Source organism: Rhodococcus sp. WWJCD1 (assembly GCF_002258735.1).
Classification (GTDB): Bacteria; Actinomycetota; Actinomycetes; order Mycobacteriales; family Mycobacteriaceae; genus Rhodococcoides.
In genome coordinates this window covers 541,068-562,901 of record NZ_NOXY01000020.1, presented here as the reverse complement: position 1 = coordinate 562,901, position 21,834 = coordinate 541,068, and the positions used below count along the sequence as shown (strand labels likewise).

At 63.7% G+C, this 21,834-nt stretch carries 18 protein-coding genes; 8 read left to right on the top strand and 10 right to left on the bottom strand.

The window, feature by feature from the left end; genetic code table 11:
- Positions 1–2: 2 nt before the first annotated feature.
- The 4 genes from CH286_RS15045 to CH286_RS15030 are packed head-to-tail and all read right to left on the bottom strand — an operon-like array spanning position 3 to position 5,231.
- Entirely contained in the window at positions 3–1,601 is a 1,599-nt protein-coding gene (locus CH286_RS15045; protein WP_094609570.1) for an acyl-CoA carboxylase subunit beta, read from the bottom strand.
- On the bottom strand, positions 1,598–2,746 hold the full coding sequence (locus tag CH286_RS15040) for an acyl-CoA dehydrogenase family protein (protein ID WP_032401973.1): 1,149 nt from the start codon (positions 2,744–2,746) through the stop codon (positions 1,598–1,600). Before CH286_RS15040 ends, CH286_RS15045 begins: the two co-directional genes overlap by 4 nt.
- A complete protein-coding gene (locus CH286_RS15035; protein WP_037153570.1) occupies positions 2,743–4,437 on the bottom strand; it encodes an acyclic terpene utilization AtuA family protein in 1,695 nt (564 codons plus the stop codon). Before CH286_RS15035 ends, CH286_RS15040 begins: the two co-directional genes overlap by 4 nt.
- A complete protein-coding gene (locus tag CH286_RS15030; RefSeq protein ID WP_094609569.1) occupies positions 4,434–5,231 on the bottom strand; it encodes a TIGR03084 family metal-binding protein in 798 nt (265 codons plus the stop codon). The genes CH286_RS15035 and CH286_RS15030 overlap by 4 nt, the downstream gene beginning before the upstream one ends.
- A gap of 100 nt (positions 5,232–5,331) precedes the next feature.
- Here CH286_RS15030 and CH286_RS15025 point away from each other — a divergent pair, with 100 nt between their 5' ends.
- Together CH286_RS15025 and CH286_RS15020 are read left to right on the top strand one after the other, a co-directional pair.
- Positions 5,332–6,399: an endonuclease/exonuclease/phosphatase family protein gene (locus CH286_RS15025; RefSeq protein ID WP_094609568.1), complete on the top strand. Its 1,068-nt coding sequence runs from the start codon at positions 5,332–5,334 to the stop codon at positions 6,397–6,399.
- 7 nt (positions 6,400–6,406) lie between these two features.
- A complete protein-coding gene (locus CH286_RS15020; RefSeq protein WP_094609567.1) occupies positions 6,407–6,805 on the top strand; it encodes an ASCH domain-containing protein in 399 nt (132 codons plus the stop codon).
- Between the two features lie 2 nt (positions 6,806–6,807).
- On the opposite strand, the gene CH286_RS15015 is transcribed toward CH286_RS15020, so the two are convergent.
- A complete protein-coding gene (locus tag CH286_RS15015; protein ID WP_094609566.1) occupies positions 6,808–7,323 on the bottom strand; it encodes a VOC family protein in 516 nt (171 codons plus the stop codon).
- A 189-nt stretch (positions 7,324–7,512) separates the two neighbouring features.
- Between CH286_RS15015 and CH286_RS15010 the strand changes: the two genes are divergently transcribed.
- Complete coding sequence (locus CH286_RS15010; RefSeq protein WP_094609643.1) at positions 7,513–9,348, top strand: HNH endonuclease signature motif containing protein; 1,836 nt, start codon at positions 7,513–7,515, stop codon at positions 9,346–9,348.
- A 92-nt stretch (positions 9,349–9,440) separates the two neighbouring features.
- On the opposite strand, the gene CH286_RS15005 is transcribed toward CH286_RS15010, so the two are convergent.
- The 3 genes from CH286_RS15005 to CH286_RS14995 all read right to left on the bottom strand — a co-directional run bounded on the left by CH286_RS15005 (position 9,441) and on the right by CH286_RS14995 (position 13,829).
- Positions 9,441–11,573 (bottom strand): glycosyltransferase family 39 protein, encoded by a 2,133-nt coding sequence (locus CH286_RS15005; protein ID WP_176458245.1) that lies wholly within the window; start codon positions 11,571–11,573, stop codon positions 9,441–9,443.
- 102 nt (positions 11,574–11,675) lie between these two features.
- Positions 11,676–12,182, bottom strand: a complete 507-nt coding sequence (locus CH286_RS15000) for a class F sortase (RefSeq protein WP_052058662.1) — start codon at positions 12,180–12,182, stop codon at positions 11,676–11,678.
- A gap of 180 nt (positions 12,183–12,362) precedes the next feature.
- Positions 12,363–13,829, bottom strand: a complete 1,467-nt coding sequence (locus CH286_RS14995) for an ice-binding family protein (RefSeq protein WP_094609565.1) — start codon at positions 13,827–13,829, stop codon at positions 12,363–12,365.
- 402 nt (positions 13,830–14,231) lie between these two features.
- Between CH286_RS14995 and CH286_RS14990 the strand changes: the two genes are divergently transcribed.
- A complete protein-coding gene (locus CH286_RS14990; RefSeq protein ID WP_052058688.1) occupies positions 14,232–14,915 on the top strand; it encodes a TetR/AcrR family transcriptional regulator C-terminal domain-containing protein in 684 nt (227 codons plus the stop codon).
- 252 nt (positions 14,916–15,167) lie between these two features.
- On the opposite strand, the gene CH286_RS14985 is transcribed toward CH286_RS14990, so the two are convergent.
- Positions 15,168–16,859 (bottom strand): MDR family MFS transporter, encoded by a 1,692-nt coding sequence (locus CH286_RS14985; RefSeq protein ID WP_037153574.1) that lies wholly within the window; start codon positions 16,857–16,859, stop codon positions 15,168–15,170.
- A 92-nt stretch (positions 16,860–16,951) separates the two neighbouring features.
- Positions 16,952–18,223: an MFS transporter gene (locus CH286_RS14980; protein ID WP_176458257.1), complete on the bottom strand. Its 1,272-nt coding sequence runs from the start codon at positions 18,221–18,223 to the stop codon at positions 16,952–16,954.
- Positions 18,224–18,314: 91 nt separating this feature from the next.
- Here CH286_RS14980 and aroQ point away from each other — a divergent pair, with 91 nt between their 5' ends.
- From aroQ to CH286_RS14960, 4 genes are all read left to right on the top strand, one after another.
- Positions 18,315–18,749: a type II 3-dehydroquinate dehydratase gene (gene aroQ, locus CH286_RS14975; RefSeq protein ID WP_170944754.1), complete on the top strand. Its 435-nt coding sequence runs from the start codon at positions 18,315–18,317 to the stop codon at positions 18,747–18,749.
- 63 nt (positions 18,750–18,812) lie between these two features.
- Positions 18,813–19,565 carry a DsbA family protein gene (locus CH286_RS14970; protein WP_242640202.1) on the top strand — a complete coding sequence of 251 codons (753 nt, stop codon included), beginning with the start codon at positions 18,813–18,815 and terminating at the stop codon, positions 19,563–19,565.
- A 20-nt stretch (positions 19,566–19,585) separates the two neighbouring features.
- The gene (locus CH286_RS14965; protein ID WP_094609562.1) at positions 19,586–20,158 is read left to right on the top strand and encodes a vitamin K epoxide reductase family protein; all 573 of its coding nucleotides are present in this window, start codon (positions 19,586–19,588) and stop codon (positions 20,156–20,158) included.
- A gap of 166 nt (positions 20,159–20,324) precedes the next feature.
- Positions 20,325–21,821: a C40 family peptidase gene (locus CH286_RS14960; protein WP_094609561.1), complete on the top strand. Its 1,497-nt coding sequence runs from the start codon at positions 20,325–20,327 to the stop codon at positions 21,819–21,821.
- The last annotated feature ends 13 nt before the right edge of the window (positions 21,822–21,834 follow it).

Genomic DNA, 21,834 nt, shown 5'->3' with positions numbered 1-21,834 from the left:
CTTCACATCCGGAAGACACCGAAGTTGGCGGTGCCTTCGATCGGGGCAGAGGCGATGGCCGACAGGCACATTCCCACTACCGTGCGGGTATCACGAGGGTCGATGACGCCGTCGTCGTACAGGCGTCCGGAGAGGAACATGGGTAGCGACTCGGCTTCGATCTGCGCCTCGATCATCGCGCGCATTCCGGCATCGGCCTCCGCGTCGAAAGCCTGGCCCCGGGCCTCGGCGGCGGCGCGTCCGACGATGGAGATGACACCGGCGAGTTGCGCGCCGCCCATGACGGCGGATTTGCTCGACGGCCAGGCGAACAGGAATCGCGGGTCGAAGGCGCGGCCGCACATTCCGTAGTGACCGGCACCGTAGGACGCACCGAGCAGGATCGAGATGTGCGGAACCGTCGAGTTGGAGACGGCGTTGATCATCATCGAGCCGTGCTTGATCATCCCGCCTTCCTCGTATTCCTTGCCGACCATGTAACCGGTGGTGTTGTGCAGGAACAACAGTGGCGTGTTCGACCGGTTGGCGAGCTGGATGAACTGCGTCGCCTTCTGCGATTCCTCGCTGAACAGCACACCGCGTGCATTGGCCAGGATGCCGATGGGATAGCCGTGCAGCTCGGCCCATCCGGTGACGAGCGAGCCGCCGTACATGGGCTTGAACTCGTCGAAATCGGAGCCGTCGACGATGCGGGCGATCACCTCGCGGGGGTCGAACGGGATCTTCAGGTCGGTGGGGACGATGCCGAGCAGATCCTCGGGGTCGGCCAGCGGCTCGATGATCTCGGCGCGCGGCTCCGAGCCCTTCTTCTTCCAGTTCAACCGGGAGACGATGCTGCGTCCGATACGGATGGCATCCTGTTCGTCGACGGCGAAATAGTCTGCGAGACCAGACTTTCGGGCGTGCATCTCGGCCCCGCCGAGCGACTCGTCGTCCGAGTCCTCGCCGGTGGCCATCTTCACCAGCGGCGGGCCGGCGAGGAACACTTTGGATTGTTCCTTGATCATGACCACGTGATCGGACATCCCGGGAATGTATGCGCCGCCGGCAGTGGAGTTACCGAACACCAACGCGATCGTGGGAATGCCCGCCGCCGACAGCTGCGTCAGGTCGCGGAACATGCGTCCGCCGGGGATGAACACCTCCTTCTGGGTCGGCAGATCGGCACCGCCGGATTCGACCAGGGAGATCACGGGCAGTCGGTTCTGGGTCGCTATGTCGTTACCGCGGAACCCCTTCTTGAGAGTCCACGGGTTGCTGGCTCCACCGCGGACCGTCGGATCGTTGGCGACGATGAGGCATTCGACTCCGCACACGACGCCGATGCCCATGACGGTGCTGGCCCCGACAGGAAAGTCGCTGCCCCAGGCTGCAAGTGGGCAGAGTTCGAGAAACGCGGAGTCCTCGTCGATCAACAGCTCGATACGCTCGCGGGCAAGTAGCTTGCCGCGCTTCTTGTGCCGCGCCACGTACTTTTCGCCGCCGCCGAGGAGAGCCTTGCCGTGTTCGGCGTCGATCTCGGCGAGTTTGGTGTTCATGGCCTCGGTGGCACCGGTGAACTGTTCCGATGCGGTGTCGAGGGTGGACTTGAGCACGCTCATGCCTGATACCCCAATCGTTTTGCTGCCAGTCCGGTGAGAATCTCGGTGGTCCCGCCGCCGATACCGAGGATGCGCATGTCGCGGTACTGACGCTCGACTTCGCTCTCGCGCATGTAGCCGAGTCCACCGAAGAGTTGTACCGCCTGATTGGCGACCCACTCTCCGGACTCGACGGCGGTGTTCTTCGCGAAGCAGACCTCGGCGATGAAGTCCTGGTTCTCCTGCATGGACCGCTCGACGAGGGAGCGGGTGTAGACGCGCGCGATATCGATCTTCCGCGCCATCTCGGTGACGGTGTTCTGTACGGATTGCCGTGCGATGAGCGGCTTTCCGAATGTCTCTCGATCGCGGACCCACTGCAGAGTGAGATCGAGGCACCGTTGCGCACTGGCGTAGGCCTGGGCGGCGAGGGCGATGCGCTCGGTGAGAAACGCCTGCGCGATCTGCGCGAAGCCACTGTTCTCGGCACCGACCAGGTTGCTCACCGGCACGCGAGCGTCGACGAACGAGAGCTCAGCGGTATCGGATGCGCGCCATCCCATCTTGTCGAGCTTGCTGGTGACCTCGAACCCGGGTGTGCCCTTCTCGATGACGAGCAGCGAGACGCCGGCGGCACCGTCGCCACCGGTGCGAACCGCGGTGACGACAAAATCGGCTCGGCACCCCGAGGTGATGTACGTCTTCGATCCGTTGACGACGTAGTGCTCGCCATCCCTGACAGCCTTCGTCCTGAGGTGGCCGACGTCGGAACCACCGCCCGGCTCGGTGATCGCGAGCGATCCGATCTTCTCGCCGGCCAGCGTGGGCCGCACCCACTTCTCGATCTGGTCGGCGTCGCCGGCTGCAACCAAGTGGGGCAACGCGATTCCGCTGGTGAACAGCGACGCGAAAAGCCCGCCGGACGCACCGGCCTGATGCATCTCCTCGCAGATCACGACCGCGTCGGCCAGATCTCCACCGTCCCCGCCGACCTCCTCGGGAAAGCCGGCACCGATCAAACCGAGAGCTGCCGCCTTCTTGTGCAGATCGCGCGGGATCTCGCCGTCGGCCTCCCACTGATTCATGTGCGGCGCAATGTCCTGCTCGACGAAGCTACGGACGGTCTTGCGAAGCTGCTGACGCTCGGGCGTAGTCCAGATACTCATCCGAGTTCTCCTTTGTAAGCAATCGTTTCGGGAATGTCGATGTGCCGCGACCGCAGCCATTCACCGAGCCCCTTGGCCTGTGGATCGAACCTGGCCTGCGATGCCACGCCTCGGCCGAGGATGCCCTCGATGACGAAGTTCACGGCCCGCAGATTCGGCAGCACGTGCCGGGTGACGGTGAGCTTGTCGGCCTCGGGCAACATCTTCTTCAGGGCCTCGACCGTCAATGCGTGGACGAGCCAGGAGAATTCGTCGTCGGTGCGGACCCAGACTCCGACGTTGGCATTGCCGCCCTTGTCGCCGCTCCGGGCCGCGGCGATGGTTCCGAGCGGAAGCCGGATGGTCGCTTCGTCTGCTCTCGGTGCTGGGAGTGTCGGTTCATCGAGGGCTTCCAACGCCCGCGTGTCCGTCGACGGTGCGATGGCGCTTTCGGTGCCGTCGGCGAGATGCGCAACGTGCGGCACCTGGGCCGCGTCGACGAAACCTGCCGTGAACACTCCGTACGGCGCTCCGTTTCCCGGCGGTGCGGTCACCGAGAATCCGGGGTAGCTGGCCAGTGCGAGTTCGACTGCAACCGCAGAGAACTGACGTCCGACGGCGTCGGGGTTGCTGTCGCGGGCCACGCAGCGCAGCAAGGCGCTGGCCGTCTCTTCCGTCTCGGCGTCCGGCTTGTCGGTACGTACCAGGGTCCAGTCCAACTCGGTGGGACGGGCCGCGAGCCAGGACTCGAATTGACGTTGTGCCAGTGCCGCTTTGGCCTCGATGTCGAGGCCGGTGAGCACCATCGTGAATTCGTTGCGGAAGCCGCCGAGCGCATTGAGCGAGACCTTGTAGGTGGGCGGCGGCGCTTCGCCGGTCACGCCGGTGATGGACACCCGATCGCTGGATTCCTGCGTGAGGATCGCTGAGTCGATCCGTGCGGTGACGTCGGGGTTCGCGTAGCGGCCGCCGGTGATTTCGTACAGCAGCTGAGCGGTCACTGTGCCGACGCTGACAGCCCCACCGGTGCCCTCGTGCTTGGTGATGACGGACGACCCGTCGGACTCGATCTCGGCGATGGGGAAGCCTGGTCGAGACATGTCTGCGATCTCGGTGAAGAAGGAGTAGTTGCCGCCGGTCGCCTGGGTTCCGCATTCGATGACGTGCCCGGCGATCACGGCTCCGGCCAGGGCGTCGTAATCGGTCGGCGTCCAACCGAAGTGCGCCGCAGCGGGTCCCACGATCACGCTGGCATCGGTGACGCGCCCGGTGACCACGACGTCAGCACCGGAGTTCAGGCATTCCACGATGCCCCACGCGCCGAGGTAGGCATTTGCGGTCAGCGGATTGCCGAGGCCTAGTTCGGCCGCCCTGCCGAGAAGGTCGTCGCCATCGACGTACGCGATTTTGGCACCGGAGTCGAGCTTCTCCAGCGCCTCGGCCAAGCCACGTGGATTCAGACCACCGGCGTTGGCGACGATCTTGACACCTTTGTCCAGTGCCAGTCCCAGGCAGTCCTCGGCCTGGCGCAGAAAGGTTTTGGCGTAGCCACGGGTCGCATCCTTCATCCGGTCGCGGCCGAGGATGAGCATCGTGAGCTCGGCGAGGTAATCACCGGTGAGGTAGTCGAGTTCGCCGCCCTCGAGCATCTCGCGCATGGCCGACAGGCGGTCTCCGTAGAAGCCCGAACAGTTGCCGATTCGTACGGTCATGCTTTCACTCGTCCCGATCCTGGAGGGCCTGCGAAGGCTTGGGCGATGGTGAGCCAGTGCGCGGCGTCTGGTCCCTCGGCACTGATGTCGAGGTTGTCGCGATGAGCGCGCTGGGTCACGAGGAGGCAGAAGTCGAGCGCCGATCCGCTCACGCGTTGGGCGGCGTCTTCGGGGCCCCAGGACCACAGCTCACCCGAGGGCGCGGTGAGCTCGATGCGGAACGGATCGGCAGGAGGGGTCTGCTCATTGACCGCGTAGGCGAAATCTCTCGTACGCACACCGATATGAGCGACGCCGCGGATTCGGTCGGTGGGCAGGCGTGAGACGCCCAGTGCGTCGGCGACATCCTGGCCGTGGGCCCAGGTCTCCATCAGCCGCGCGGTCGCCATGGACGCGGCACTCATCGGCGGTCCGAACCAGTCGATCTTGATTCCGGCCGGCACCTGGACCAGAGCATCGGTCATGGCGTGGCGTCGGGTACGCCAAATGCTCAGTAGTTCGGGATTGCGGGCTTCTTCCTCCGCAGCCTCGTCGACAAAACCGGTGGGGTTCTCCCACGCTGTCTTCAGAGTGAGAGCGAACTCCTCCTTGGCCGCGGTATCGCCCGATGCCGCGGACGTGGTGCGCTCGGCCACGTGGTCGGTCCAGGACAGATGTGCGATCTGGTGTGCGATCGTCCAGCCCTCGGCCGGTGTCGGTGCCGCCCACTGCTCTGATGTCAATTCTGCGACGAGCGCATCGAGGTCGTCGCCCTCGGCACGGAGGTCGCCGACGAGTGTGTCGAGGTCTGCCATGGGTCCAGCTTCACAAAGGCACGAGAAAAAAGCAAGCACGCTTGCTTGTTAATTCGTAACCTTACGTTCGCTTGCCGTCCCTACGGTGACGACTGTGAAAATGTCGAGACTCGCAGCCGTCACCGTTACCCTTGCTTTCATGGCCGCCGGTTGCTCCCCTGTGAATCCAACCGCTGCGGACTCGGCCCCCGAGGGACCGTCGAGCATTCGGGTCGCGACGTTCAATGCGAGCCTCAATCGATCGGCAGCCGGGCAGTTGGTGACCGACCTGCAGGGCGAGAATGCTCAGGCCCGCGCGGCGGCCGATGTGATCTCCGCGAACTCACCGGATGTGTTGTTGGTCAACGAGTTCGATTACTCGGGTGACGATGCGGTGAGGCTGTTCAACGACAACTACCTGGACAAGCAGTACCCGTACTCCTTCACTGCGCCCGTGAACACCGGCGTCGACTCGGGACTCGACCTGGACATGGACGGCGCGCTCGGCGGTCCGGGCGATGCCTGGGGTTTCGGGCAATTCCCAGGCCAGTACGGCATGGTCGTGTACTCGAAGTATCCGATCGACACCGAATCGGTACGCACGTTCCAGAACTTCCTGTGGAAGGACATGCCGGATTCACTACTGCCGCGCGACTACTACGGAGAGGTGTCCGACGCTCTGCGGCTGTCCAGCAAATCGCATTGGGACGTGCCGATCGACGTGAACGGCAAGACGCTGCACGTACTGGCCTCGCACCCCACTCCCCCGTCCTTCGACGGACCCGAGAACCGCAACGGCACACGCAATCACGACGAGATCCGGCTCAGTGCCGACTACATCTCGGGCGCGGATTACCTGTACGACGACAAGGGCGTGCGCGGCGGACTCGAAGAAGGAGCGTCGTTCGTCATGCTGGGTGACCAGAACAGCGATCCGGTCGACGGAGATTCGGTTGCGGGTGCCATCGCGCAGGTACTCGACCTTCCGCGGGTCCAGGATCCTGCACCTACCTCGGCTGAACACGGTACGGACACAGCCGATTTCGCCGACCCGACTCCCGGTGACCTTCGGGTGGACTACGTACTGCCGTCGGACGATCTGACGGTGGTCGATTCGCAGGTGTACTGGCCCAATCAGGCCGAGCACCCCTCGGACCACCGACTGGTGTGGGCCGACCTCGAAATATGATGGGTGTGTGACCGATCTACCGATTGTCGAGTTCGCCTACCCGGGTCCCCTTCGGGACAAGCTGGTTGCAGCCGTGCTGTCCGGTGCGAAGACCAGCACGGCAAGCCTGCTGGTGCAGTACACCGACGAAGAGCTGCCGCGAGTCGGCGAACGCGGCGCGGTGGTGGATTCGGCGGGAGTCGTGGTCGGAACCATCGAAACCATTGCCGTCGATGTCGTTGCACTGAAGGATGTTTCGCTGCAACACGCCCTCGACGAGGGTGAAGGTTACGCCGATGTGGCGCAGTGGCGAGCAGGACACGAAAAATTCTGGCACTCGGCCGAGGTCCGCGAGGAACTGGGCGATCCACATTTCTCGGTGAACAACGACACTCAGGTGGTACTGGAGCGATTCGTACTCGTGTGAACTCATGACCCGCTGTGTTCCGTCGGTTCGATGCCTACTGCTCGGAGGGTTGCAGCTTCTGCGCTGTCCGGATCGTACGGCCGTGCCGCTGTCATGATGACCCGCACATTCTCCGGAGTGTGGATCTCGAGCTCGACGGAATTCCATGGTCGAGTGTGCGGCCCGGTAACCGAGCCGGGTCGAATTTGTGTGCAGGCTTCGAATACGGCGTCGAGCTGGTCGAGAACACAGGCGAAGCTCACAGTCATCTCGGGCAGAGGGACCGATCGGTCCGCGGGTACAAGCAGAACATCTTGGAACGCCCAGCGGCGCAGGTGAACCAATCGACCTGGGATCGCGAAGAGCTCGAAGAAGCCCAGGGCTTCGATCCAGAATTCGGTTGACTGCGCGAGATTTGCGGTGGGGATGGTGACGAACATGGGCATTCCGTACAGGCCACGAAACAGTGGGGGTGCGGTGGCGTCCGGGCCCGGAATCGGCACGGGGCTCACATCGAAGGCGGGGTGGTTCTCGGTCATGTCAACCATCCTGAAGCCTGACGCGGCGTCAGGGTCAAACAGTATTGTCGGTGGGCGGGTGTATGGACATTCGATGTCCAATTCTTATTCACTGCAACCTGATTGGGGTTGACGGCCAGTTCGCGTATCGGTAACATCGAACATACGTTCTATGTCTTGTTGGACGATCCGCCGGGGGGCGAAAACACAGTGACCACATCTACGCGCAGTCGATTCGCGGCTTATCTCGGGCCGCAACCGAAGCCGTACATCGAGGCTGTTTCTCTCACCGAGATTCGAGATGTCGCGACGCTGGAGAATCAGGCATGTGCACGGAAAGTAGCTGTGGCCGCAGCCATCTGGGATTCGTGCATCCAACAGAACGTGCTCGTCGGTGATGTCGTTCAGGACGCGGGCAACTATGCGGCTTCCGAGATCGCGCACGTTCTGGGTTGCTCGAAGTCCGTCGCGAACACGTACGCCGAGATCGGCATGGACCTGCGGCTCCGGCTTCCTGCGGTCGCAGCTGCGTTCGAGGCCGGCGAACTCGATCTGCCTCGCGTCCGCGCGATCTACCGCTGTACCCACAACCTGACACAGGACGCGGCTGCCGCCGTCCAAGGCGAGGTTCTACTGGCTGCCCGACGCCTGTCGCCCGGACCGCTCGCGACCGAGACCTGGTCGATCATGTACCGCATCGCACCCGAGCAAGCGGCCGCTTTACGCAAGGACCTGGAACGGCATACCAACGTCACCTACACCGACAAGGACGTGCTCTCGACGCTCAAAGCCGATCTCACCGCCGTCGATGCCGCAGCTGCGTGGCAGTTGATCAACGAGATGGCCGCTACCGTCTACCGACGTGATCCGCGTACCCGAGGACAGAAGCGTGCGGCCGCGTATGTTGCTCTGCTGCATCAGGAGTCATCGATGGCATGCATGTGCGAACCCGATGACGACAATCCGTGCACGGCCGATACCGCGCGGCCCGATCGACGCGCCCCACTGACGGTGATCACGGTCGACCTCGCCACGCTCGCCGGTCTGCTGTCCAATCCTGCCCACCTTGCCGGGCACGGCACCATCGATGCCGAATACGCCCGCGAACTTGCCGACAACTTGCATTGGGAGGTCCTCCTCACCGAAGCCCGCAATCTGGCGGAGAAGCTCGGTTACGGCGAAGACCTGGAGTCGCTCATCGACACCGACACTGGCACTGGCACTGGCGACAAGGGTGCAGAAAGCAGGGCTGACAGCGGCAGCAGCAGGACGAACCACAGCGGATCGAGAGGTGACCAGAAGAAGTTCAGAGGATCGAAGGCACGTAAGACAAAGAACAGCAGGTCCGAGGGCAGCAGGTCGCACATGGTGTTTCATCCACTTGGGCCCGGTCGTCGACGTGTCGGCGGTTCTGTTCCTCGACCGCCGCGCTCGCAGAATGCCCCGCGTCCACCGCGGAACAGCTGTGTCGCCACTCCGTATCGCGGCACATACACCTTTGTTGCAGAACTCGAAGCGGCAATCGCCGCCAATCCCACCCTCGGGCTCGCGCTGCATCCGGACGGTCACGGCGGTCTCGTGCTGCCGCCACCCGGAGCGCTCGTCTATCGGCCCAGTACCGCACTCGCAGAACGTGTTCGATACCGCGACCGCACTTGTCGGCACCCGGGCTGCGATGTCGCGGCTCAGCAGTGCGAGATCGACCACGTCGTGCCGTATTTTCATCGCGATCCTGCGACCGGTGGCTGGACCATCGACACCAACCTGCACTGTCTGTGCCGCTACCATCACAGCCTCAAGACCATGGGGCTGTGGACACCGGTGATGCTCGCCGACGGCGTCGAGTTCTGGGTCTCGAACGGCGGCACCACAGCGATCACGGTTCCCGGCACCACCCAACTCGCAGACCTGAGCCACCTGCCGTCCGTCCATCGCAGACCCAAAGGCCAAGCGCTCGAGCCTGATACAGCCACCCTCGAACGTGCCGAACCGCAACCGAATCCGGTACCGATGGCAGCACCCGACGACGATTCTCCACCCTTTTGACGGGTACCAGAGGATCGCATACAGAAGTTCCACCGCAGTCGATATGTCTGCGGCGGAACGACTGTGCGCCTTCTCTGTCGGGTGTCGCGGCGTCAGCCTGTGTAGGTGCTGAGGTCGTACACCGTCGCGCTACCGACGGTGCTGGCGGTGAAGTTCGCCTCGACCCATTCCTGGATCTGCGAGGAAGTGCTCGTCGAGTCGCCGCCCATTCCCCCACGACCCATTCCGCCCGAGACATAGTACGCCACTTCGTGGTTGGACACGTAGTCGATGAACTCGTCGAGAGTCGGGGCAGGATCGCCGCTCCATCCACCGATCGCCATCACTGCCGTATCCGACGCCAACTCGTATCCGGCTGCAGACATCGAACCGTTCACCGCAGCGGACCACCTCGTGGTCGTGGACTCGAGCAGAGCCGTCAACTCCTCGTTGGACTCACCGCCCATGCCGCCCATACTGGCCATACCGCCCGTGCTGCCCGTGCCACCTGTGCCGGCATCACCGGCGCCGAATCCGGCCGGCAGATCCGCCGCACCGGCAGGCGCGTCCGCTGCACCATCAGCTGCAGGAGCACCCGGCATCGCACCATCAGCCGCAGCACCGTCCGGCATCGCAGCACCGTCAGCCGCAGCACCGTCAGCCGCAGCACCGTCCGGCATTCCGCCGGGCGGCATTCCGCCATCCATGCCCCCCATACCGCCGTCGGCGACAGCACCTGTCGGGCCCGCGGTCGGAACCGATCCACTGTGCGCATTCGTCGTCGTGGCGATCGCATAGGAAGCGCCACCGCCGAGACCGGCCACGGCTCCGAGGATCAACGCAGCGGCAGTGAGCTTTCGGTACCGCCCGGCGAGCAGAATCATCACGGCCGCAACGATGGTTCCCGTCAACAGAATCCACTTCAACGCCGGCAGCCAATCCGCGTTGCGGTGCAGCAGCACCCAACTCCAGGTGCCGGCCGCAATCATCATCGCCGCCATACCCGCTCTGCCCCAAATGGATTCGCGTCGAAGCCACAGTGCGTAGCCGCCGGTTCCGATCATGCCCGCAAGTGCAGGGGCGAGCGCGACCGTGTAGTACGGGTGGATTGTGCCGGACATATAGCTGAAGATCAGCGCCGTCACCAAGAACCAACCGCCCCACAGAATCAGGGACGCACGCAGCAGGTCGGTCCGCGGCGCTCGACCACGAGCAATCAGACCGAAGACCAGCGCCACCAGAGCAGCAGGGATCAGCCACGAAATCTGGATTCCCATTTCACTGCCGAACAGGCGGTCCAGGCCGGTCGACCCTCCGAAGCTCGATCCCGCTGCCCCCGCGCTCATTCCGGCTGGAGCCTCCATGCCGCCTCCACCGGTGTTACCGAAGATACGACCGAGCCCGTTGTAGCCGAGCACCAGATCCATCACGGTGTTGTCGGTGGACCCGCCGATGTACGGGCGCGCACTTTCCGACCACAGCTGAACCGTCACCACCCACCAGCCGGCGGCGGCGACCAATGCCGCGAACGCACCGACCAGATGCAGCAGTCTTGCGCGCAATTGTGCCTGTCCAGCAACCAGATATGTGAGACCGAACGCCGGCAACACCAGCAGCCCCTGCAACATCTTCGTCAGGAACGCGAACCCGAGCGCCACGCCGGCGAAGGCCAGCCACATCGCGGCCCGTCGACCGGCCGATGTCTGCAGAGAGCGCACGACGAAGTAGCCGCCGAGAGTCATGAGCAGCACCAGCAACGCGTCGGGATTGTCGAAGTCGAACATCAGCGCGGCGGCAGGAACGGACGCCAGAGTGAAGCCGGCGAGCAAGCCGGCAGTGGGATTTGCGACCCGCTTGACCGCGGCATACACCGTCGCCACTGCGGCGACACCCATCAAGGCTTGCGGAAGAAGCAAGCTGAAGCTCGAGAACCCGAACAGACGGGCCGACAGTCCCATCACCCACAGTGCGGCCGGTGGCTTGTCCACGGTGATGAAGTTCTCGGAATCGAGTGATCCGAAGAACCACGCCGTCCAGTCCTTGGTGCCTGCCTGCACCGCCGCGGCGTAGAACGTGTTCGCGTAACCACTTGCGGTCAGATTCCACAAATACAGGGTTGCGGTGGCCGCGAGCAGAATCAGCAGCCCGAGCAGGTGCCGGCGGCGATACCACCACGTGTCCTGCCAGGACGGCTGGCGGGCGTGCGACGGGGGTATCGCGGCCGGTCGGTCGATTTGGGCAGTCATCGCAAGTCCTGTTCGTCGAAGTTGTCGACTACGAGAGTGTGCGATGGACCGTCGGCCCGGCTGGGAGCAGCCTGCGAGGTTGCTGTGAACGCGTGGGCTCGGTCAGACGCGATCGGCGTACACGACGATGTTGTCGTCGTAGCTGGAGATGTCCGAGTCGAACTCGCCGCCACAGGTGATCAGGCGCAGACCGGCATGATCGATGTCGCCGTACACCTTGTCGGTGGGAAACGCGTCTTTCGGATACTGCTCCACCGCGCTGACGACGAAGCGGACGGTACCGCCCTCCTGGTCCGTGACGGTAACCTCGTCACCCTGCGCGAGATCCCGAAGTCGATAGAAGACTCCCGGGCTGCCACCCCAATCCACGTGTCCGGCAACGATCGACGGCCCCAACTGGCCCGGAATCGGCGACCCCGTGTACCAGCCTGCGGGAAAACCACCCGGCGGAACTTCCATCGAACCGTCCGAACGTAGACCGAGACCCATCACGTCGGAACCGACGTCGATCGCTGGAATGTCGATGCGGGCGGGAGGTGATCCGGCCGCCGGTGAGTTCGTTTGCGCTGCAACATCACCGGTAGAAGTATCGGGTGCCTGAGTGGACACGGCCGGAGACGCTGAAGTGCGTTCCGTAGGCGCTTCGTCCGAAGGCGTTGCACAACCGGTGAGAAGCAACAGGAGCATGAAGCAGGCAGCGGCCACTGCTCGCACCGCGACCCGGGAAAGGGTCGCGGTGCGAGCAGATTCAGCCGGAGGTGCGCACTCCGTGACTGCGGATCTCACAGATCAGCGCCGACGTCGGGTCATCATCGTGACCGATACTGCCCCGACCGTGAGCAGAGCGAGAAGAGTCCACATCGTCACGGCCGACGCACTGGTCGACTGCGTGACCGTGCTGCCGTCACCGGTATCGACGCCACCGTTAGGAATCTGCGTGATCTGCCCACCCGGGTTGTACGTACCCGGCTGATCCGGGCCGGAGGGAGTGTTCGGCTGATTCGGAACACCGGGCGTGTTCGGCTGATCGGGCACGTTCGGCTGGTTCGGGACGTTGGGCTGGTTCGGGACGTTGGGCTGGTTCGGGACGTTCGGCTGGTTCGGGACGTTCGGCTGATTCGGCACGTTCGGCTGATTCGGCACGTTCGGCTGATTCGGCACGTTCGGCTGATTCGGCACGTTCGGCTGATTCGGCACGTTCGGCTGATTCGGCACGTTCGGGACACCGGGGATCGGCGGGATCGTGATGCCGGGGATCGGGGGTAGGCCCGGAATCGGGGGCACTTCGATGACAATCGGCGGCGTACCGCCACCATCGCCCGGAGTGCCCGGGGTACCGCCACCATCACCCGGGGAACCGCCACCATCACCCGGAGGCGTCGTGGTCACGGGCGGAGTAGTGGTCACCGGAGGCGTGGTGGTCACCGGCGGAGTAGTGGTCACCGGCGGAGTCGTGGTCACCGGAGGAGTAGTGGTGACGGGAGGCTCTGTGGTTCCGCAACCCGGGTTGGTGATCGTGTTCGAGTCGAGGGTGACGGCACCATCCAGAGCCAGTAGCCGTCCCTGTACATCGGCATTCGTGGTCGCGGTGATCGACGCCCGCGCCATGATCGTGCCCACGAAATCGGTGTTGGTACCGAGAGTGGCCGAGCTTCCGACCTGCCAGAACACATTGCAGGGGTTGGCCCCGTTGATCAGCGAGACACTGCTGTCGGACGCCGTGATCAACGTGGATGCAGCTTGGAAGATGAACACGGCATCGGATCGGCCCTGCGCATCGAGTGTCAGTGTTCCGGTGAGGCCGAGCGTGCCAGAACCGTACAACCCGGCCAGCAGAGTCTGCCCGCCGAGTTCGACTCCGGTCGAGGTTGCTCCCGGGCGTCCGGCCGCGTCGTCGTATCCGGTACTCAGGTCCGCTTTTGCTTGCGCTGCAACCGAATTGCGGTCATTTATGACTCCGCTGGTGAGCTCTCCCGGTGGGAATCCTGTGATGAACGGTTCGACACCGACGCCTGGGCTCACTCCGACGTTGCCGCTGATGCTCGACGGTCCGGTGTTCGTGATCTTGGAACCGGCCAGTACGGCATAGCTCTCGGCGGTGCCGAGTTCGACGGTTGTGGGCTGAGCGAGGGCCAGAGGGGCATTGACCAGCATAAGCGCGCTGGTGGCCAGCGCGACGGTGCCGACGAGAGGAATCAACGCAGAGCCCTTGCGTCGGGATGTGGACGGCGCAGGACGGTCTTGCGGAACGTACATGTTGTGTACCGATCTGATGGAGGAAGTTCGAGTGAGACTTGTTGTCGCACAGCGAATTATGGGTATCGATTCCCCCGACGAGAGTCGACTGTGAGATTCCGCGACGGTCGACGATGTTCACTGGATTTCACCAGGGGCGTCGAGGTCTCGCAGAGTCCGTAGTTCGGTGGATCGCCGGCCGACTGTCTGCAACCGAGCGAATGAGATGGAAGACCAGCGGAGGCTCATGGCCCACTCCGCAACAAAGAGTTTCCCCGTATCTCTACGGTGTAGAGCTACAGCTGACCACGTGTATGGTCATGGGTCAAGCGAAAAGCGTTGATGAACAACAAGTTTGTTTGTGGACCGAAAGCCGACTGGCGTGCCGCTTACCTTGATTTACCGAAAATGGTGAAGCACTTCATGACACCCTCGGACCGTTCCGATCAACTTCCCCGCGACAAGATCGATCGTGAATACGTCGTATCAGCCGCGTTGGCCATCATCGATGGCACCGGACTCGACAGCCTGACCATCCGCAGCCTGGCCGCGTCGATCGATCGCGACCCGATGACCATCTACCGTTACGTTCCGACCAAAGAGGCCCTGCTGGACGCGGTCGCCGATTCGATCCTCGGAGGCCTTGTAGCGGTCGACGAGTCCGACACCGACTGGAGACGTCAGCTGACTATCTTCGCTCGGCATTACCGCGAGCTCGCCCTCGAACACCCGCGGGCGGCAGTTCTTCTGGCGACGCGGCCGCGGGCTACGCCACTCGGACTGGGCACCACGAGGTCGCTGGTGTCACTCGAAGGCATCCTCGGTTTACTGGCCACTGGCGGTTTCACCGTCCCCGAAGCACTCTCGGCCTACCGGCTGCTGATGTCCTTACTACGCGGGCACGTGCTCAGCGAGACCCAAGAAACAACAGAACACCCGGACGAGACAGGGGACAGATTGCGCCTCGCGCTGCGCAGACTGCCGATCGAAGACTTTCCCATCATGTCCGTCATCCCCCCGCTCATCACGGAATACGACGGTGCCCACGAACTGAACCGTGGATTGGACATCCTGTTCAACGGCCTGCGCCACATCCCGAACACCTGACTCCGACCCACGACATCACAGCTCGGACCCGGCGAATGGGCGCAAGAGCCTGTGCGGCGTCTCAGGTGAAGTCGAGCAGGATCGCGACGCACGGACGAAGCGCTCCACCGGATCCGGTCGCTACAGCGCAACCAGTAGAGTCACCACGCCGCCGTCTCTGCATCCCGTCAGCCTTGTCGGTTCGCCGACCATTTGCTCGATGAACGCGATGGTGTCCGTGTCCATGAGTCACCGCATCCGAAGTCACCGCACTTACAGCACAGGCCCGGTCTCGTTCGCCTTCTCTTCGTCTCGCTGCTGCTGCGCTGCAGCCAGCCCCGACATCGTGCGCAGCGGCACCTCTTTCAGGAAGAGCACCAGCACGAACCCGATGACCATCAGGATCGATACGGCCAGGAACACGTAGTCCATGGCATCCGAGAAGCCGATCCGGAACGGTTCGGCAAGTGCGGGTTCGAGCTTCTGAATGAACGAGCTGTCCTGCAGCGCACTCCCGGCGACCGAGGCGTCACCCGACGCAATGGCCCGGGCGAACCCGGATTCCAGTGGATCGGAACTGCTTGCCGCAGTCTGCACCGCTTGCTGGAAGGCCGGCGTCGAGCTCGCGGCGATCAGTGCATCGCCCGTCTTCGGGGTCAGCTGAGTGAAGAGCATCGACAGGAACACCGCCACACCCACCGTCGCACCGATCTGGCGGAAGAACGTGGCGGCAGAGGTCGATACACCCATGTCCTTGGGCGGCATCGCGTTCTGGATGGCGAGCGTCAGCGGCTGCATCATCGAACCGAGACCGAGACCGAACACGCCCATCACGACCATGGTCTGCCACAGCGGAGTATCGGCGTGCACGTAGTGGAACGTGAACATCGCGATCGCCATCAACGCGGTACCGACGATCGGAAAGATCTTGTAGCGCCCCGTCTTCGAGATCATCCGGCCCGAGACGATCGACGCGATCATCAGTGCACCCACGAGCGGCAGGGTTTGGTAGCCGGCCAGAGTGGGCGAGGATCCCTTGACCACCTGCAGGTACTGCGGCAGCAGCGAGATGCCACCGAACATTGCTGCGCCGGCGATGACGCTGACGGCAATACACAACGAGAACAACGGGTTTCGGAAGAATCGCATGGGGATCAGGGCGTCGTCGCCCATCTTGATCTCGGCGAGCACGAAGGCGATGACGCCGACGATGCCGATTCCGAAGCACAGCAACGCGCGTGGCGAGCTCCAGCCCCACACACGACCCTGCTCGGCGATGATGAGCAGCGGCACGAGGCCTACGCTGAGAAGCACTGCGCCCCACCAGTCGACGCGCGCTTCGCGTCGGTACACCGGCAGGTTCAGCACCCGCCACACGACGACGAGTGCGATGATGCCGAGCGGCACGTTGATGTAGAAAACCCAACGCCAGCCGGTGATTCCGAGGATCGACGATTGCCCGGCGAGCAGCCCACCGATGACCGGCCCGAGCACACTCGAGGTACCGAAGACGGCCAGGAAGTAGCCCTGGTACTTGGCGCGCTCACGCGGCGGCACGATATCCCCGATGATGGCCAGCGCCATCGACATCAGACCACCCGCACCCAGGCCCTGGATAGCGCGGAAGGCGGCGAGCTCGTACATCGACGTCGCGATGCCGCACAGCATGGACCCGACGACGAAGATCGAGATGGCCGTCATGAAGAACGGCTTGCGCCCGTACAGATCGGAGAGCTTGCCGTAGAGCGGGGTCGAGACCGTGGAGGTGATGAGGTAGGCCGTTGTCACCCAGGCCAGAACCGAGAACCCGTTGAGATCGTCGGCGATGGTACGCACAGACGTCGACACGATGGTCTGGTCGAGGGCAGCAAGGAACATGCCCATCATCAGGCCCGACAGAATGGTCATGATCTCGCGGTGCGAATACTCGCCGCTGGCGGGAGTCACTTCTCGCTCGGTTACCATCTCTTTAGTGCACCTTTACGTAGCGTTTGCTTGTGTCCTACAACATTATTCGGACCACCAGCATGCTCGCAGAAAGCTGTCTAAGCAAAGGTTTATTTGCGACGAATCCTGTCTCGCACCTCACGCATCGTGTGCGGATGAATTCCCTCCGCCGCGAGCACTCGTCTGGTCTTGCGGCGCGTCAGCAGAACGCCGGTGATCGCGACGATCCACACCGGGAACTGCACGAGCAAGGCGACCCGGAAACCGTCGAACGTGTAGCCGCCCATGGCGTCGAGAATCCAACCGATCCCCGCTATCACCAACAGCGACGCCAGGAACCCGCCGATGTTCACCATCCCCTGAGCCGTCCCCAGATTTGCACTCGGATTGAACGTGCGGGCGAGATCGAAACCGATCACCGAACCCGGACCTCCCACCGAGATCACCACCACGAGCAGCACCAGCAACCACAGCGGCGCAGGCCCGGGAAGCGACAGCACGATGGCCCACATCGTGGCATTGCTGATCATGATCGCCAGCACCAGCCACGACCGTCGCATCGGATAGCGCCCGGTGAGGAGACCGACCACGATGCCCGACACCACCGCGGCCGCCACCGACACCGTCAACAACGCTCCGGCCGTCGACGCGGACAGGCCCTGCGCCGACGTCAGATACGGCACACCCCACAGCAACGCGAACACCGTGATCGAGAACTGGGTGCCCATGTGGGAGAAGAATCCGAGGCGGGTGCCGGGGCGTCGCCACACCTCCGCGATGGACGCGATGGTCTGCCGCAGTGACGTGGGCTCGGTATCGGGAGTGATGCTGTCACCGGGGCGATCTCGAACCAGCGCGATCACGAGCACAACAGCAAGCAGCCCCAATGCCGCCGCGCTGCCGAATGCGACCGTCCAACCCGGCCCGTTCAACAGAATCAGGAACGGGACCGCCGAGAGCACCTGACCGAGTTGGCCGAGCAGACCTGTCAGCTGCGAGACGATCGGCACCCGCCGCGGGGAGAACCAGCGCGGCACCAACCGCAAGACCGAAATGAAGGTGAGAGCGTCGCCCACGCCGACGAACGCGCGAGCGGCCACCGCGACCGGGAGCGACTCGGTGAGTGCGAGGGTGATCTGAGCCGACGCCATGATCAGCGCGCCCGCGGCGATCATCCTGCGCGAACCGATCCGATCCAACAGCACGCCGGCCGGGATCTGCATCGCCGCATACACGATCACCTGCAACACCACGAACGACGACAGCAGAGACGGCGACACCGAGAACCGATCCGCCGCACTGAGACCAGCGACTCCGAACGACGTGCGATGCAGCACCCCGATGATGTAGGCGAAGACACCGATGCCCCACACCACCCACACGGTTCTCCCTGTAGTCACGAGACGATTGTGTCAACCACGCTGTGGAATGATCAGACCCGGTAGTTCGTGGAGCAAGAAAGTGAGTGACGTCATGGCCAAGCAGCTGTTGGTGCTCAACGGTCCGAATCTCAACATGCTCGGCACCAGGCAGCCCGAGGTGTACGGCCACGCCACCCTCGCCGATGTCGTCGCCCTGTGCGAGAAGACCGCCGCCGACCTCGGACTCACCGTGAAAGCAGAACAGTCCAACCACGAGGGTCAGATCATCGACTGGATCCACGAGGCCCGCGGGGTGGCGTCGGGCATCGTCATCAACCCCGGTGGACTGACGCACACCTCGGTGGCGCTGCGCGACGCACTCGTCATCCCGGAGGTCCCGATCATCGAGGTGCACATTTCCAACGTGCACGCCCGTGAGGAGTTTCGACACCACTCCTTCGTGTCGCCTATCGCCAGTGGCGTCATCGCCGGACTCGGCATCGACGGATACCGCTTCGCCATCGAACGACTGGCTGCTCTCATCTGACACAGCCCTTCTCCGACACTGCTCTCATCTGACACTCAGGTTGCCCTGCATAAACTGGTCGCCGTGAACACCAGCAACAAGGCATCGAAAGACATCAGGGCTATGCAGAACGGCGACAAGAATCGCCGAACGCTGATCCAGATCGTCGTGGCTGTGGTTCTCATCGCGCTCGTTGCAGCAATTGCCTTGTTCATCGTCAACAGGAACTCGACGTCGGGTGAGGCATCTCCCGCCACGAGCTCGTCACCGGGCCAGCAGCTGACGCCCACGTCGTTGACCGACACCGGTGCCATCCGCTTCGGTAATCCCGACGCCACCACCGTCATCAGTGTCGTCGAGGACTTCCAGTGCCCGGCGTGCAAGAACTTCGAGTCCATCAGCGGGTCGACGTTGCAGCAGCTGGCCGACGCGGGCAACGTCGCGGTGGATTACCGACCCATCTCAATTCTCGACCGCTTCTCGAACGGCACGATGTACTCGACGCGTGCCGCGAGCGCCTCGATCTGCGTCGCCGAAAACGACCGGGACAGCTGGATGGACTGGCACAACTCCATGTTCGCGGAGCAGCCCGCGGAGAACGGCACCGGATTGACCGACGACAAGCTCGTCGAGATCGCCACCTCCGCCGGTGCCGACTCCCCCGCCACCGCGTCGTGCATCACCGACGGCAGCTACACCGATTGGGTCACCAGCCAGACGCAGTCCGTCATCGGCGAAGGCATCAACGGAACGCCGAGCGTGCGCGTCAACGGTACCGACGTCTCCAACCCGACTCCGGAGAACATCCTCTCCGCCGCTGCAGCAGCCGGTAACTGAGCGGCAGCCGGTACCAGAGCATGAGGACCCGCGTCGGTGCCGCAGTCTTCACCGTCTTCAGCGCGATCGGGCTACTCGCTGCGCTGACCCTGACGATCGAGCGATTCAAGTTGCTCGAGGACGCGTCGTACGTACCGTCGTGCAGCCTCAATCCGGTGCTCTCGTGCGGATCGGTGATGGTGACGAAACAGGCTGCGCTCTTCGGCTTCCCGAACCCCATCCTGGGCATCGTCGCGTTCTCGGTTGCGCTCGTCGCCGGGGTGCTGTGGCTCGGCCGCGTCGAACTGCCGCACTGGTTCTGGCTCGGCATGAGTGGCGGCCTGCTGCTCGGTGAAGTGTTCGTGCATTGGCTGATAGTCCAGAGCCTGTACGAGATCGGCGCACTGTGCCCTTACTGCATGGTGGTGTGGGCCGTGACGATGCCGCTGTTCGTGCTGGCTCTGAGCCGCCTGATCAGCACCGGCCCGAACGACGGTGGCACGATCGGCCGTCTTTTCCTCGAATGGCGGTGGACGCTGCTCGCCGTGTGGTACGCAATCGTCATCGCGCTCATCGGAATCCGCTTCTCGGACTACTGGACCTCGTTGCTCTGAGTTTCGCTGCTCTGACAGTTTCGCCGCTCTGAGTTTCGCCGCTCCGACAGTTTCGCAAAACTCATGAGTCGATCGACTGCACCGTGCATGATGGGTACAGCACCCGAGTGAGACTGATCACAGCTCCTGGCTCGGGGAAGATCGTTCGAGTAGCAGGAGTCGATACATGGCAGGCGATCCATTCGCAGTCATCGTTGCCGTCATCGTGTCCGCCGCCGGTGTTGTCGCCGGAACCGACGCCCCGGCTCCGATTCCCGATCAGGCAGTGACGGATCAGGCCGCAGAAATTGCCGCCAACGCCGAGGATCAGGCGAAGACGATGAGCGATCAGTGGACTGAACTCCTGGGCACCATGCCCGAGCCTGCCGCCGACATCGCCGATCGCACGTTGTCCGACGCCGCGGACGGCCTGCACACTGCCGTCGAGCCGATGCTCCCGAACCTTCCGACGGTGGAAGACATCGAGGCGGCCGAGGATGTAGCGGTGCCGACCGCGGCGGAAGATGCACTGGCTGCCCTCCCCACTGCCGCTGCGGCTGTACCTGCTGCCGGCTCCCCGTCTGCCCCACTTCCGTTCAGCGTGTTCGCGCCGAGTGCTCTCTCGTCAACTGCAGCCGCACTCGGTGCCGGTGCAGTCCAGTTCGCCGGCCGCACGTACACCGCAGCCGATATCGCCACCCAGACGGCGTTCATGGCGTCGGCCGAGGCCATTCGGCGCGCACTCTTTCCCGGGCTGCCCGTTACGTTCACCGGTATCAATGTGGGCCCGATCGGCTTGGGGGCGGTGGGAGCCATCACCGCCTTCGTGCCGTGGCTGCAGAAAGCAGGCAACATCTGCGGAGGCGTCAAAGGCACCACGATCGCCGCACTCTATGCCGCCGAGAACGGCTTTCGGTACGGTCCGACGGCGCCTGTCTCGAGCACCGGCGCACAGGGACCGGGGCAATTCATGCCGGGCACGTGGGCGACCTACGGCAAGGACTACGACGGCAACGGCGTGGTCGACGTCAACAGCGTCGGAGACGCAGTAATGGCGTCGGGCACGATGCTGTGCGACATCTACGGGCAGGTCGACGGCTGGAAGCGAGAGGGCAAGGTCTCCGGTGACACACTCGACCTGACCCTCGCCGGATACAACGCGGGCGCGGGAGCGGTGCTGCGATCAGGCGGTATGCCCTCGGGCACAGTCGATTACGAGACACAGACCAAGCCGTATGTGGCCCGCATCAGGGCGACCGAGGCGCAGTTCGCCTCGATACTGACCCCGTTCGCGGGGCTCGACCTCACCGGAATGGGCGGCCGGGCAGTGCAATTGGCGATGGACTACCTGGGGCTGCCCTACGTATGGGGTGGCGGAAACATCAACGGTCCGTCCGGTGGTGGATTCGATTGCTCCGGTCTGACGTCGTACGCCCTGTTCAAGGCCTCGGGCGGGAAGGTGACGCTGCCCCGGACCTCCGAAACACAATGGAACGTCGGCACCGAGGTTCCGATGGAACTGGCGCAGCCCGGCGATCTGCTGTTCGGGAACTGGGGACCTGCGGGACCCGGACACGTGGCGATCTACATGGGGAACGGCCAGATGGTGCATGCTCCCACCACCGGTGACGTGGTTCGAGTGGCACCGGTGTTCGACGGTATGCGCGCCCGTCACATCGTCTAGGTGCGCGCGTACA